Here is a 12636-nt window from a genome sequence, read left to right on the forward strand (position 1 = left end):
CGGGGCGGGGCCCGTCAGCCGCCGAGCGCGCCGAGGCGGGTCATCATGCCGAGGACATCGGAGACCACCCAGTACTCGGCGAAGCGGCGCCCCTCGGCGCGGAAGATGTCGTGGCCGGTGAAGCTGATCCGGGTGCCGGGCGGGGCGGTGGTGCCGGGGATTCCGCCCTGGTAGGTGCCGTGGAAGGTCCAGCGGGCGGCGAGCCGGTCCCCGTCGATGACCGGGCCGACGTCGAGGGTGGTGTTGATGTCGCCGAAGAGGGCGTGGGACTGGCGGATCGCTTCGACGGCGCCGTCCGGGCCGTGCACGTCGCGGTCGGGCCAGTGGCCGGTGAAGCCGGGGGTCAGGATCTCGGGCGCCAGGTCGAAGTCGCCGCCCCAGAGGTCCTGCAGCCAGTGCCGGTAGAGCTGTTCGAGATGGTCCATGCAGCCCAGTCTGCGGCGGACGGAGGGCCGCGTCACCCCGGGAGCCATCACCGGGGCGGGACGCTCCGGCCCCTCAGCTCAGTCCTCCAGGTCGTCCAGCAGGGCCGCGACGTCCAAGTCCACCGGGAACGCCCCGCCGACCTCGACGCTCTGCTTGCCGGTGACGCGCTGGACTTCGCGGTACGTGTCCCCGGAGAGCTCGTGCACCAGCACGGCCGGCTCCGGTTCGAGCTCGATCCGCCAGTACGCGGGGACCTTGGCCTGGGCGTAGAGGGCGGGCTTGAGGACGCGGTCGGCCGCGCGGCTGTGCGGCGAGACGATCTCCGCCAGCAGCAGCACGGCCTCCAGGGGAACCGCGACCGTGTCCCGCCGGACGGCCGACCGGTCCACCACCACGATGTCGGGGATGAACAGCCGGGACTCACCGATCACGATGGACGCCTCGACGAGGAGGAAAGGGGCCCCGGCGGCGGCGATCGCGTCATCGATACCGCGTGCGAGACACTGGGAAGCAATCTGGTGCGCCAAGCCGGGCGCGGGGGACATCATCAGCACACCGTCCACCAGCTCATAGCGGGCGCGTGCCGGATGCTCGGGGAGGGCGAGGACGTCTTCCACGGTCCAGGGACCTTCGTGGTCGTCCACGCACTTGTGCTTCATGACGCTCATCGTCGTTACCGCCTCCTCCTCGCGCGTCCCGGCAGCCGCATCCATGCAGTCCGTATCCCGCCGAGTCTCGGCCTCCGCTGCATACCCGCGAGGGAGGATGCGGATGGGACCCCCGGACGGGCTAACGCGGTCAGCAGCGGCTTGACGGCGGGCAGTCTGCTCAGTCCGCGGGGAGGCCCGTTTCGCGGAGGGTGATGTTGAGGCGGCCGGTGAGGCCGAGGGCCGGGTCGGCGGTGCCCGGCAGGGTCCTCGGGACGGCGTGGTAGGCGTAGCGGGAGGGGCCGCCGAAGACGAAGAGGTCGCCGGAGGCCAGTTCGAGGTCGGTGTACGGCCTGGTACGGGTCTCCGTGTTGCCGAAGCGGAAGACGCAGGTGTCGCCGAGGGAGAGGGAGACGACGGGGGCGGCGGAGCGTTCGTCCTTGTCCTGGTGCATGCCCATGCGGGCCGCGCCGTCGTAGAAGTTAACCAGCGCGGTGTCGGGGGCGTACGCGGTGCCGGCCGCCGGGTCCCCGTAGGCCTCGGCCACGGCGCGGCGGCCCAGTTCGGCCAGCCAGCCCGGCAGTTCGGCGACCCGGCCGCCGCCCGCGTCCACGGCGGTGCGGGTGTAGCGGTACGGGGACCAGTGCCAGCCCAGGCAGACCGTCTGCACGGACATCACGCCGCCGCGCGGCAGCCGGGTGTGCCGGATCGGCACCGGGCCGCGGGCCCACGCGCGGCAGGCGGCGACCAGACGGCGCTGCGCGGCCGGGTCCAGCCAGCCGGGCACATGGACCGCACCGGGCGCGATCTCCCGGCGGGCGGGCGGGAAGAGGGCGTCGGTCATGCGGGGGCCTCACCGTTTCCGTCCCTGTCCAACGCTCCGGCCTGTCCTGCCGACGGCCGCTCAGCCGCTCAATCGCTCTGCCGCTCAGCGGCTCCGCCACCGGCGACCCTAGGCGGCGGGGCGGGACGGGCGCATCCCGGAATCCGGAGCGGCCGGCACGCGGCGCCCCGGCTCTCTCTCCTCTCCTCCCCTCCCCCGGGCACGGCCGGTCGACCGGCCCGACTGCCCGACGCCAGGGTGGGCCCTGTGTCCGATTTCCGAACGCCCCAGTCCGGATTGCGTCTTGACGGAACCGTGGCGCGGAGTCGACCATCATGCCCACGTCAATCGAACGTTCAGCTGAACATCCCGCCCCGCGCCCACCCAGCGCGGGGCGGCCCGCGCGGTCCGTCATCCAACCGTTCGCACCCACGTCCGGAAACGGAGCCCCCATGCGCCTCACTCCCCCGCACCGCGAGCACCGCCCCGCCCGAAGACCACGTCCGCGTCCCCGCCGGGCCTCCACGGCCGCGCTCGCCACCGCCGCCGCCGTCGCGCTGCTCGCCCCGGCCGCCGTCGCGTCGGCCGCGTCCGCCGCGGATTCCGCGCCCCGGGCGTCCGCCGCCGCGGCCCCGGACATCCCGCTCTCCGCCGTCAAGGCGCATCTCTCCGATCTGCAGTCGATAGCCTCCGCCAACGGCGGCAACCGCGCCCACGGCCGGCCCGGGTACAAGGCCGCCGTCGACCACATCAAGGCGAAGCTGGACGCCGCCGGGTACACCACCACCGTCCAGCAGTTCACCTCGAACGGCTCCACCGGCTACAACCTCATCGCCGACTGGCCCGGCGGCGACACCGGGAACGTCCTCATGGCCGGAGCCCACCTCGACTCCGTGAGCAGCGGCCCCGGGATGAACGACAACGGCTCCGGTTCGGCCGCCGTCCTGGAGACCGCGCTCGCCGTGGCGCGCGAGGGCCACCAGCCGGACCGGCACCTGCGGTTCGGCTGGTGGGGCGCGGAGGAGCTGGGCCTGGTCGGCTCCAACTACTACGTGCGCAACCTGACGAGCACCCAGCGGTCGGCGATCGGCGGCTATCTCAACTTCGACATGATCGCCTCGCCGAACCCCGGTTACTTCGTCTACGACGACGACCCGGCCATCGAGAAGGTCTTCAAGGACTTCTTCGCGGCCAAGGGCGTGCCGACGGAGATCGAGACCGAGGGCGACGGCCGCTCCGACCACGCCTCGTTCAAGAACTACGGCATCCCGGTCGGCGGTCTGTTCACCGGCGCGAGCCGCACCAAGTCGTCCGCGCAGGCGCAGAAGTGGGGCGGCACGGCCGGGCAGTCGTTCGACAACTGCTACCACTCGTCCTGCGACACCCTGGCGAACGTCAACGACACCGCCCTGGACCGCAACAGCGACGCCCTCGCCCACGCCGTCTGGACCCTCGGCGCGGACGGCGGCGGCCCGGACGACCCCTCCGGCGTCTACGAGAACACCACCGACGTCACCATCCCCGACGGCACCTCGGAGGCGGTCTCGGCCATCGAGGTGGCCGGCCGCACGGGCAGCGCCCCGGCGGCGCTCAAGGTCGGGGTCGGCATCAAGCACAGCTACCGGGGCGATCTGGTGATCGATCTGCTGGCCCCGGACGGCACCGCGTACCGGCTGAAGGACTCCAGCAGCTGGGACGGCGCCGACGACGTGATCGCCACTTACACGGCCGATGTCTCCGGTGAGACGGCGAACGGCACCTGGAAGCTCCGGGTCCGCGACGTGTACCGCCAGGACACCGGCTACATCGACAGCTGGAAGCTCACCTTCTGAGCCGAGCGGCGCGGGACCCCCGGCCGGGCTCCGCCCCGGCACACACGAGCCCGCGGTGGCACGGTGCGTACCGTGCCACCGCGGGCTGTGCCGCGCCGGGGGCGGCCGGGTTCCGGTCCGGAGACCGGGCCGGAGGGGTCAGGCCCGGTGCGAGCCGGTGCTCCCGGCCCGCTGCCGCTCGCGCCGCCGGGCCTCGGCGGCATCGGCGCCGGCGTCGCTCTCGCCGTCGTCCGGCCGCTGGTCCCCCGCGCCGGAGGCCGCGTCCTCCGCGGCCCGCGCGGCCTTGGCGTCCTCCCGTGCGGCGATGTCGCGCTCCGCCGGGCAGCCGGGGCCGTCCTGGCCGGCGGCGGTACCGGCGGCGCAGTTCCTGCGCCGGATTCCGAAGATCAGGAACGCTGCCAGGACGGCGACCACGGCCCAGGTGACCGGGCTGGTCAGCACGGTCTCACGGATGTCCGCGCTGACCTGCTGGCCGAGGACGAAGACGCCCATGACGACCACGAACCAGCCGAAGCCCTTGCGGAGCGTTTCCTGCGGAATGCGTCCCGCGAGCCGTCCGCCGACCAGGCTGCCGACCACGGCCGCGGCGGTGACGATGCCCGCCAGGCCCCAGTCGATCTGCACGCTGGAGAGGTAGCCCGCCAGTCCCGCGAAGGACTTCATGGAGATCACCAGCAGCGAGGTGCCCACGGCGACGCCCATCGGGAGCCCGCCCAGCAGGGCCAGGGCCGGGACGATGAGGAAGCCGCCGCCGGCGCCGACGAGGCCGGTGACCAGGCCGACGACCACACCGTCCACCAGGACGTGCAGGACCGGCATCTCCTCGTGCTTGCTCTTGAGCTCCTTCTTGCGGCCCTTGAGCATGGCGACCGCCGTGGCGAGCATCATCAGGGCGAAGGCGATGAGCAGCACGGTCCCGGGGATGAACTCGGCCAGCCGGCCGCCCGCGTAGGCACCGGTCATACCCGCCACACCGAACAGGAGTCCGGTCCGCCAGCGGACCCGGCCCGCACGGGCGTGCGAGACCAGACCGGCGAGCGAGGTGACGCCGACGACCAGCAGCGAGGTGGCAATGGCCTCCTTCGCGTCCATGCCGGCCAGGTAGATCAGGATCGGGACGGTCAGGATGGAGCCGCCGCCGCCGAGGATGCCGAGGCTGATCCCGATCAGCAGGGATCCGGCGATGACCAGTGCAATCATGCGCGGTCACCCCGCAACGACTGGATGACGGTCTTGAGGTCCGTCTTCGGTCCACGGTTGTAGGGGAGCTTGGAGAGCATCATTCCCATGGCGCAGGTGTTGCTGAGCGCCGCGAAGGTCAGACCCGCGCCGACGAAGGTGCCGACGAGGTGCCAGCCCGGGAAGAAGATCCCGGCGATGCCGCTGATCAGGACGATCGAACCGGCGACCAGCCGGACCTGGCGCTCCAGGTCCCAGCGGTCGGCTCCGCGCCTGACGTCGCCGCCCGATGTCTCCCAGGCGACCATGCCGCCGTCGAGCACGCGCAGATTGGGGAGGCCGGCCTCGGCCAGCGCCTGCTCGGCCTGGGCCGCACGGCCACCGGAGCGGCAGATCAGCACGACGTCCTCGTCCAGGTGCGTCAGCAGCTCCTGGCGGTGTTCCTTGAGGGTGTCGAGCGGGACGTTGTAGGAGCCGGGGATGTGGACGCTCTGGAACTCGCCCGGAGTCCGAACATCCAGCAGGCGGGGGCCTCCGCCGTCCCGGATCAGCGCCTGCAGGGCGTCCGGACCGAGCTTCGCGGTGGTGGTGTCGCCCGTGGAGTTGGGGCTCATATCTGGATCCTCACTGTTTCGGGGGCGTGGGTGCACTGGGGATGCACCGGGGTCATTGGGGTATTGACCGGTGGTCTCGGGTCTCCGGAGGTCTTCCGGGAGCGGGCACCCGGCCCGGGGGAGCCGGGTGCCCGCCGGCGGCTCGCCGGTAACGGGGGCCTGCGAGCCGGCGGGCTCCGGCGGCGGTGTCGTCAGGGCAGGACTTCTCCGCCGCCGGCGCCCGGTACGGGCCGCGCCCCGGGGGGACGGGCGCGGACCGCGCTGGGGGCCCGGGTCAGGACCGGGCCGCGGGCTCGGGCAGCAGCAGCCAGGCGCCGTAGCCGCCGAGCAGGTCGGAGACGTCCTCGCGGCCGGCGTGCCGCAGCAGGCTGGCGCCGATGGAGGAGCGGTGGCCGCCCGCGCAGTGGACGACGACCGGGCGGTCCGCCGGGATCTCGTCCTGCCGCTTGGCCAGCTCGGCCAGCGGGATGTGCAGGGAGCCCTCGATGAAGCCCTCCTCGCGCTCGCCGCCGCCGCGCACGTCCACGACCACCGGTGCCTGCTCGGAGGCGAGCACCTTGCGGAGCTCGTCCGCGGTGACCCGGCTGGCCTGGGTCATCTCCGCGGCCAGGCCGGGGAAGACGCCCTCCGGGTCGCGCAGGTAGCCGGCCACGTGGTCGAAGCCGATCCGGGCGAGCCGGGTGACGAGCTCCTCCTCGCGGTCCTCCGGGGCGACGACGATGATCTCCGCGTCCGGGGCGACCACGGAGCCCGCCTGCTCGGCGAAGCGGCCGTCGGCCGGGACGTTGACGGAGCCGCGCAGGTGGCCCGCGGCGAACTCCTGCGGGTCGCGGCCGTCGACGATCACCGCTCCCGCGTCCCGGCGGGCCAGGAACTCCTCCACGGAGAGGGAGGGCGCCGTGGTGCTCGGGTCGAACAGCTCGTGCGACTTGCGGTTGAGGATCGCGTCGTAGACGAAGTAGCCGGGGGCGGAGGGCTGACCCGCCGTGACCACGGCCAGGAACTGGTCCTCGTCCATCGGGGCGCAGGCGTAGTTGGTGGCGCGCTGCTCGCCGATGGTGGACTGCCGCTGGGTGGAGAGGTTCTTGCCGCAGGCGGAGCCGGCGCCGTGGGCCGGGAAGACCCGCACCTCGTCCGGGAGCGCCATCAGCTTGTTGTGGACGCTGTCGTAGAGCATCCGGCCGAGCTCGTCGGCGGTGACGCCGATGGAGGCGAGCAGGTCGGGGCGGCCGACGTCGCCGATGAAGAGCGCGTCGCCGGTGAGGACGCCGTAGGCGACCTCGTCGTCGGCGTGCTCGTAGACCAGGACGCTGACGGACTCCGGGGTGTGGCCGGGGGTCTCCATGATCTGGAGGGTCACGTCACCGAGGCTGATGCGCTCGCCGTCGGTCAGCTTGCGGCTCTCGTACTCGGTCTCCGCACGCTGCCCGTAGCCGATCCAGGCGCCGGTCCGGTCGGCGAGCTCCAGGTGGCCGGCGATGAAGTCGGCGTGGAAGTGGGTGTTGATGACGCCCACGATGGTGAAGCCGCGGTCCTGGGCGTCGGCCACGTACTCGGTGACGTCGCGGCGGGGGTCGACGACGACGGCCTTGCCGGTGGTCTCGTCGGCGATCATGTACGAGGCCTGGGAGAGGCAGTCGAGGTAGTACTGGGCGAAGAACATGCGGAGCCTCCGTGTCGGGATCTCTCGGAACTCTCTCATACCCTGGGGGGTATATAAGAAGGTAAGCGATACCCAGTCGGGTATATTTCCGGCCCGCGGCCGGTCATGCGGAAAATCAGCGGATCAACAGGCCGGGAAGGCCGGCGGAGCAAGGAACGGCAAGAGAACGGGCGGGCCGGCAGGCCGGAAGCCGGAGCCCGCGGGCACCGGCGACCGGACCACCACCGGCCGGATCAGACGCGGCCGCTCATCATGCCGCGCCAGTAGATGACGGGCAGGACGTACCGCTTGAACACCCACATGTCGCGGCGCTCCTTGAAGGTGTTGATCAGCGGGAAGCTCGACTTCGGCTTCAGGTCGTAGTCGAACTCCGCGAGCAGCATCTTGTCGCGCGCGGTCACCAGCGGGCACGAGGTGTAGCCGTCGTACCGCGCCCCGGCCTCGGCGCCCTTCATGGCGGCGACCAGGTGCTCCACCACCACGGGGGACTGCTTGCGCACGGCCGCGCCGGTCTTGGACGTGGGCAGGTTCGCCACATCCCCGAGCGCGAAGATCTCCGGGTGGTCCGGGCTGCGCAGGGTGTGCTTGTCCACCTTGACGAAGCCGTAGGGGCCCTCGGCGAGCGGACTCGCCTTCACCCAGTCCGGGGCGCTCTGCGGCGGGACGAGGTGCGCCATGTCATAGGCGAGGACCTCCTCGGTGCCGGTCTTGAGGTCGGTGACGGTCAGCTCGCGGGCCGAGCCGTCCACGGCGGTCACCTCGGACTCGTACCGGACCTCGATGCCGTACCGCTCGACGACCTTCTCCAGCGCCTTGGTCCACACCGGGACCTTGAAGAGCTTGGGATCGGGCAGCACGAAGACGATGCGGATGGAGTCCAGGACACCCTGCTTGCGCCAGTAGTCGGCGGCCAGGTAGGCGATCTTCTGCGGGGCGCCGCCGCACTTCAGCGGGGTGGCCGGGTGGCTGAAGACCGCCGTGCCGGAGCGCATGCCCTTGATGAGCTCCCAGGTGTAGGGGGCGTACTCGGACGCGTAGTTGCTGGTCACGCCGTCGCGGCCGATGGCCTTGGCGAGGCCCGGGACCTTGTCCCAGTCGAGCTGGAGGCCGGGGGCCAGGACCAGGTAGTCGTAGCCGATCCGGCCGCCGCCGGCGACGGAGACCGTACGGGCGTCCGGGTCGACCGCCACGGCGGAGTCGCGGATCCACCGCACGCCGTCCGGGATCAGGGACTCCTCGGAGCGCCGTGACGTCTCCAGCGGGGCCTGACCGCCGCCGACGAGGGTCCACAGGGGCTGGTACCAGTGGGTATCGGAGGGATCGAGTACGGCGATGTCACCGACGCCCGCGCGGCGGAGCCGGGCGGCGACGCTGATACCGGCCGTTCCGCCGCCGACGACGACCACGTGGTGGTGGCTGGCGGAGCCCGTCGGCTCCGTGGAATGGGGGGACAAGTCCAGAACCTCCTCTCGATACCCCTATGGGTATCCATGGCAGGGAGCGTAAACCACTCGCGGCAGGGTTGGCAAATACCTCAGGGGGTATACAGGCCCGGCGTTGTCGCAGCGGCCCGGCGTCCGGCCGTCCGGGACCCCGGCGGACGGCGGCCACGGCGGCCGCCGCTACACCGTGATGTCCCGGTTCGAGAAGCGTGCCCAAGCTACGGAGCCGAAGACCGCCGCGTACAGGGCCTGAAGGCCCAGGTTCCGCAGCAGGTCCTCCCAGTACACGGGGGCGCGGAGGAGATCCGCGAAGCTGAGCCAGTAGTGCGGGAAGAGGTAGGGGTGCACCGCGTCGAGCTGCGGGATGGTGTTGACGATCTGGACGGTGATCAGCAGGCCCACCGTGGCCGCCATCGCCGCGATGCCGCTGTTGGTGAGGGTCGAGACGAACAGGCCCAGCGCCGCGATCCCGGTCAGCGACGCGGCGACGGCGACCGCCACGGCCAGTGCGCGCAGCAGGCCCTCGCCCAGGGAGACGGTCGTCCCCGAGATCAGCGTGACCTCACCGACCGGGAACAACAGCGCCCCCACCACGAGCGCCGAGACGGCCACCGTCACCGTGGCGACCAGGCAGAAGGCCAGGACGGCGGTGAACTTGGCGAGCAGCAGCCGGGTCCGGCCGGCCGGGGCCACGAGCAGATAGCGCAGCGTGCCGGCGTTCGCCTCGCCCGCGATCGCGTCCCCCGCGACGACGCCGACGGCCATCGGGAGGAAGAGCGGGAGCGTGGCCGCCAGGCCGGTGAAGACCAGGAAGAGGCCGTTGTTGGTGATCTGCGCGATGAACGCCGGACCGCCGCCCCCGTTGCCGCCGCCGACCGAACCGCCGTCGCCGGTCTCGATCCGCACCGCGATCCCGATCAGCAGCGGCACGGCGGCGAGCACCCCGAGCAGGGCGAGCGTCCGCCAGCGGCGGAAGACCGTCACCAGCTCACTGCGGAAGAGCCCGAGAGCCCACAGCGGGCTGGGCCGGGTGCGGCGCAGCGAGCCGTCCGCCGCGGACGGACCGGGCGCGGCGGGGGCGGCACCCCGTGGCCCCGGGGTGGCGCGGGCCGCCGGTCCGGCCGGTCCGGTCCGCTCGTCCCGCCCGGTGCCCTCAGCCCGCGACATCGAAGCCCTCCCCCGTCAGTGCCACGAACGCGTCCTCCAGCGAAGCCCGTTCGAGCCCGAAGCCCCGGACCCGCACGCCGTCCCGGACGAGTGCGGCGTTGAGGTCCGCCGGGTCGAACGCCCCGGCCGTGCCCGGCGGTCCGGCCGGGGGCTCGCCCGTCACCCTGCCGCCGGTCACCACCAGGTTCGTCACCCCGTGCTCCCGGAGCACCCGGGCCGCGTCCGCCGTGTCCGGTGTGGTGACGGAGAGCCGGCCGCGCGCCCCGGCCGCCAGTTCGGCGACGGGGCCCTGCACCACCAGCCGTCCGCGGGCCATCACCGCGGCATGGGTGCACACCTGCTCGATCTCGTCCAGGAGGTGGGAGGAGAGGAAGACCGTGGTGCCGCCGTCCGCCACCTCCCGCACCAGGGCCCGGATCTCCCGCATACCCTGCGGGTCCAGGCCGTTGGTCGGCTCGTCGAGAACGAGCAGCCGGCGCGGCCGCAGCAGCGCCGCGGCCAGGCCGAGACGCTGCTTCATGCCGAGGGAGTAGGCCCGCGCCTTCTTGCTCCCGGCGGCGGCCAGCCCGACCCGCTCCAGCGCCGCGGCGATCCGGGCGCCGCGGGTGCGGGGGTCGGCGTCCGGGTCGGCGGCGTCGAGACGCCGGAGGTTGTCCCGGCCGGAGAGGAAGCCGTACAGGGCGGGGCCCTCGATCAGCGCGCCGACCTGGGGCAGCACCCGGCGCGCGGCCCCCGGCATGGGGGCGCCGAGGACACGGGCGCTGCCGGAGGTGGGCCGGATCAGGCCCATCAGCATCCGGATGGTGGTGGTCTTGCCGGAGCCGTTGGGCCCGAGGAAACCGAAGACCGAGCCGGCGGGCACGGTGAGGTCGAGCCCGTCCACGGCGAGCTGCCCGCCGCGGAACCGCTTGGTGAGACCGCGGGTCACGATGACGCTCCCGGCGGCGGCTCCGCCCGTGTCCTCGGCGGCGGCTCCGGCGGCCGCGGGCCGGGCGGCCGTCACGGCGGCGTTCTCGGCGGCGGGCGGGGTGGCCGTTCCGGCCCCGGTTCCGTCCTGGCTGACGGTCCCGGTCCCGGTCCCGGTCCCGGTCCCGGTCCCGGTCTCGGCGGCGGGCGGTCGCTTCATCGTTCTCCTGTCCGGCTGCGGCTGCGTCCGGCGCACGGCCGGGGGACGTACGGGACGACGGGCGGCCCCGGCCCGGCGCCTCGTACCCGGTCAACGGCGCGCTGCCCGCCCGGGATCCGGACGGGCAGCGCCGGCGGTGCCGGGACCGTGCGTCCCTACTCCGCCTTCTCGGCCTTCTCGGCGGCCTTCACCAGCGCGGCCTTGTCGACCGCGCCCGCGTAGACCCCGCCGTCGTCCGTCAGCAGGACGTTGACGAGCCGGGTGCTGAAGACCCGGCCGGTGCCGAAGTCGCCGCTGACCCGCTCGCCGAAGCTGTTGAGCAGCTGCTCCGCCTCGGCGGGCAGCTCCTCCGCACCGGCGCCGCGCTTGCCGGCCGGGGCCTGGAGCTGCGCGACGCTAGCCCAGCCCTCACCGATGACGTTCAGCCCGGCGGGACCGTCGCCCCGCGTCTCCGCGGAGCCGCGCTTGCCGTCCTCACGGTGCTCGCCGTTCTTCCGGTGCTCGGCGTGCTCGCCCGCGCGCTCGCTCAGGTCCTCCTCGGTGACCTTCGCGCCCTTCGGCGGCTTGAACGCGAAGGTGTCCGCCGCGGGCTTGCCGAAGTCCACGGACGTGAAGCCCACGTCGACCGCGGCCTTGCCGCCGCTCTTGGGCGTCAGCGTGAACTTCAGCGGCACGCCGTTCTCCGCGTCCACCGAGATCCGGACCGCCTCGACCGTGGACTCCCCGGCCTTCGGCGTGATCACGAGCTGGTACGCGTCGCGGCCGGCGACCTGGGCCGTGCCGTCCACCTCGACCGTGGTCGTCTCGTCGACGGCCTTCAGCGCGTGCTCGGCGAGCTCGCGCGGGGTGGCGTCCGCCGGCCCTTCCGGCAGGTCGTGCTTGCCGTGCTCGTCATCCTTGCCCTTGCCGTGGTGCTCGGCGTGCAGGTCGGCGTCGTGCTCCGGAAGCGTCGCGTGGTACGCGGAGTTGCTGCCCGAGTCGTACGCCCAGAGGTCCTCGCCGTTGCGGATGACGCTGTACTCCGCGGCCTCGTCCATGACCGACAGGCGCTGCTTGGCGGGGCCGTCGGCCGCGACCCGCAGGGTGTGCGTGCCGGACGCCAGCTCCATCAGCTTCGCCTGCGGATCGGCGGGCGAGCCCTGCTCGTCACCGCCCTTCCCCTCGCCCGCGTCTCCCCGGCCCCCGGCGGAATCGTCACCGTGGCCCGGTCCCATGCCGAAGCCGCCGCCCCCGCCGCTCATCCCGGGCAGCGCGGGGAGACCCAGGTCGGTGGTGATCTTGACGGTGCCGGACAGCCGCTCGGTGTCCGACTCGGCCATGCGCTCGATGAGTTCAGCCGCGGTGATCTCCGGCAGATCCGGACTGCCCGAGCTGGCGAGGGCCGGTACGAGACCGATGCCCGCCACCGCCACTCCCGCCACCGCGACCGGCACCCCCCAGCGCACCAGTCCGCGAGCCGGCGCCGCCGGGGCGCCCTCGCCGTCCCATTCGTCGGTGACCTGTGTCGGTCGCTTTCCTGGCATGTGCCCTACCTCCGTGGTCGGCGGCGGTTCGCGTAACACCTTCGGGCCCCGCCGTCCGGGCTTCCCGGCCGGACGGGGCGCTGCCCACCCGGTCCATTGTCTCCCGAGTCCGCCGCGTTCGTACTCCCATCACATCAAAGAGAACGGGGCGGGGCGTCAGCCGACGGCAGCAACTTCGGGTAGTCCCAGGGGAG

11 protein-coding genes are annotated in these 12636 nt (G+C 73.0%); 1 reads left to right on the forward strand and 10 read right to left on the reverse strand.

The genetic code is table 11. The annotated features are described in order from the left end of the window. Window positions 1-14: 14 nt before the first annotated feature. The 3 genes from LIX60_RS12935 to LIX60_RS12945 form a co-directional block, all read right to left on the reverse strand. Window positions 15-425, reverse strand: coding sequence for an ester cyclase (locus LIX60_RS12935; protein WP_227958552.1), 411 nt, complete (start codon window positions 423-425; stop codon window positions 15-17). A 78-nt stretch (window positions 426-503) separates the two neighbouring features. Further along, window positions 504-1094, reverse strand: coding sequence for a Uma2 family endonuclease (locus LIX60_RS12940; protein ID WP_227958553.1), 591 nt, complete (start codon window positions 1092-1094; stop codon window positions 504-506). Window positions 1095-1254: 160 nt separating this feature from the next. After that, on the reverse strand, window positions 1255-1917 hold the full coding sequence (locus LIX60_RS12945; protein ID WP_227958554.1) for an alpha-ketoglutarate-dependent dioxygenase AlkB: 663 nt from the start codon (window positions 1915-1917) through the stop codon (window positions 1255-1257). Window positions 1918-2348: 431 nt separating this feature from the next. On the opposite strand from LIX60_RS12945, the gene LIX60_RS12950 reads away from it, so the two are divergent. Then, a complete protein-coding gene (locus LIX60_RS12950; protein ID WP_227958555.1) occupies window positions 2349-3728 on the forward strand; it encodes a M28 family peptidase in 1380 nt (459 codons plus the stop codon). Between the two features lie 138 nt (window positions 3729-3866). Here the strand turns inward: LIX60_RS12950 and LIX60_RS12955 are convergent, their stop codons facing one another. The 7 genes from LIX60_RS12955 to LIX60_RS12985 form a co-directional block, all read right to left on the reverse strand. Continuing rightward, a complete protein-coding gene (locus LIX60_RS12955) occupies window positions 3867-4928 on the reverse strand; it encodes a sulfite exporter TauE/SafE family protein (RefSeq protein ID WP_308101264.1) in 1062 nt (353 codons plus the stop codon). Next, window positions 4925-5521 carry a rhodanese-like domain-containing protein gene (locus LIX60_RS12960; RefSeq protein WP_227958556.1) on the reverse strand — a complete coding sequence of 199 codons (597 nt, stop codon included), beginning with the start codon at window positions 5519-5521 and terminating at the stop codon, window positions 4925-4927. Before LIX60_RS12960 ends, LIX60_RS12955 begins: the two co-directional genes overlap by 4 nt. A gap of 274 nt (window positions 5522-5795) precedes the next feature. Beyond that, entirely contained in the window at window positions 5796-7184 is a 1389-nt protein-coding gene (locus tag LIX60_RS12965) for a rhodanese-like domain-containing protein (protein ID WP_227958557.1), read from the reverse strand. Window positions 7185-7417: 233 nt separating this feature from the next. After that, a complete protein-coding gene (locus tag LIX60_RS12970) occupies window positions 7418-8644 on the reverse strand; it encodes an FAD/NAD(P)-binding oxidoreductase (RefSeq protein WP_374117974.1) in 1227 nt (408 codons plus the stop codon). 162 nt (window positions 8645-8806) lie between these two features. After that, the gene (locus tag LIX60_RS12975) at window positions 8807-9793 is read right to left on the reverse strand and encodes an ABC transporter permease (RefSeq protein WP_227958559.1); all 987 of its coding nucleotides are present in this window, start codon (window positions 9791-9793) and stop codon (window positions 8807-8809) included. Beyond that, a complete protein-coding gene (locus LIX60_RS12980) occupies window positions 9780-10919 on the reverse strand; it encodes an ABC transporter ATP-binding protein (protein ID WP_227958560.1) in 1140 nt (379 codons plus the stop codon). Before LIX60_RS12980 ends, LIX60_RS12975 begins: the two co-directional genes overlap by 14 nt. Before the next feature lie 155 nt (window positions 10920-11074). Then, window positions 11075-12442: a DUF2092 domain-containing protein gene (locus LIX60_RS12985; protein ID WP_227958561.1), complete on the reverse strand. Its 1368-nt coding sequence runs from the start codon at window positions 12440-12442 to the stop codon at window positions 11075-11077. Window positions 12443-12636: the final 194 nt, after the last annotated feature.

It is taken from the genome of Streptomyces sp. S07_1.15 (genome assembly GCF_020739505.1).
In the GTDB taxonomy this organism is placed as follows: Bacteria; Actinomycetota; Actinomycetes; order Streptomycetales; family Streptomycetaceae; genus Streptomyces; species Streptomyces xinghaiensis.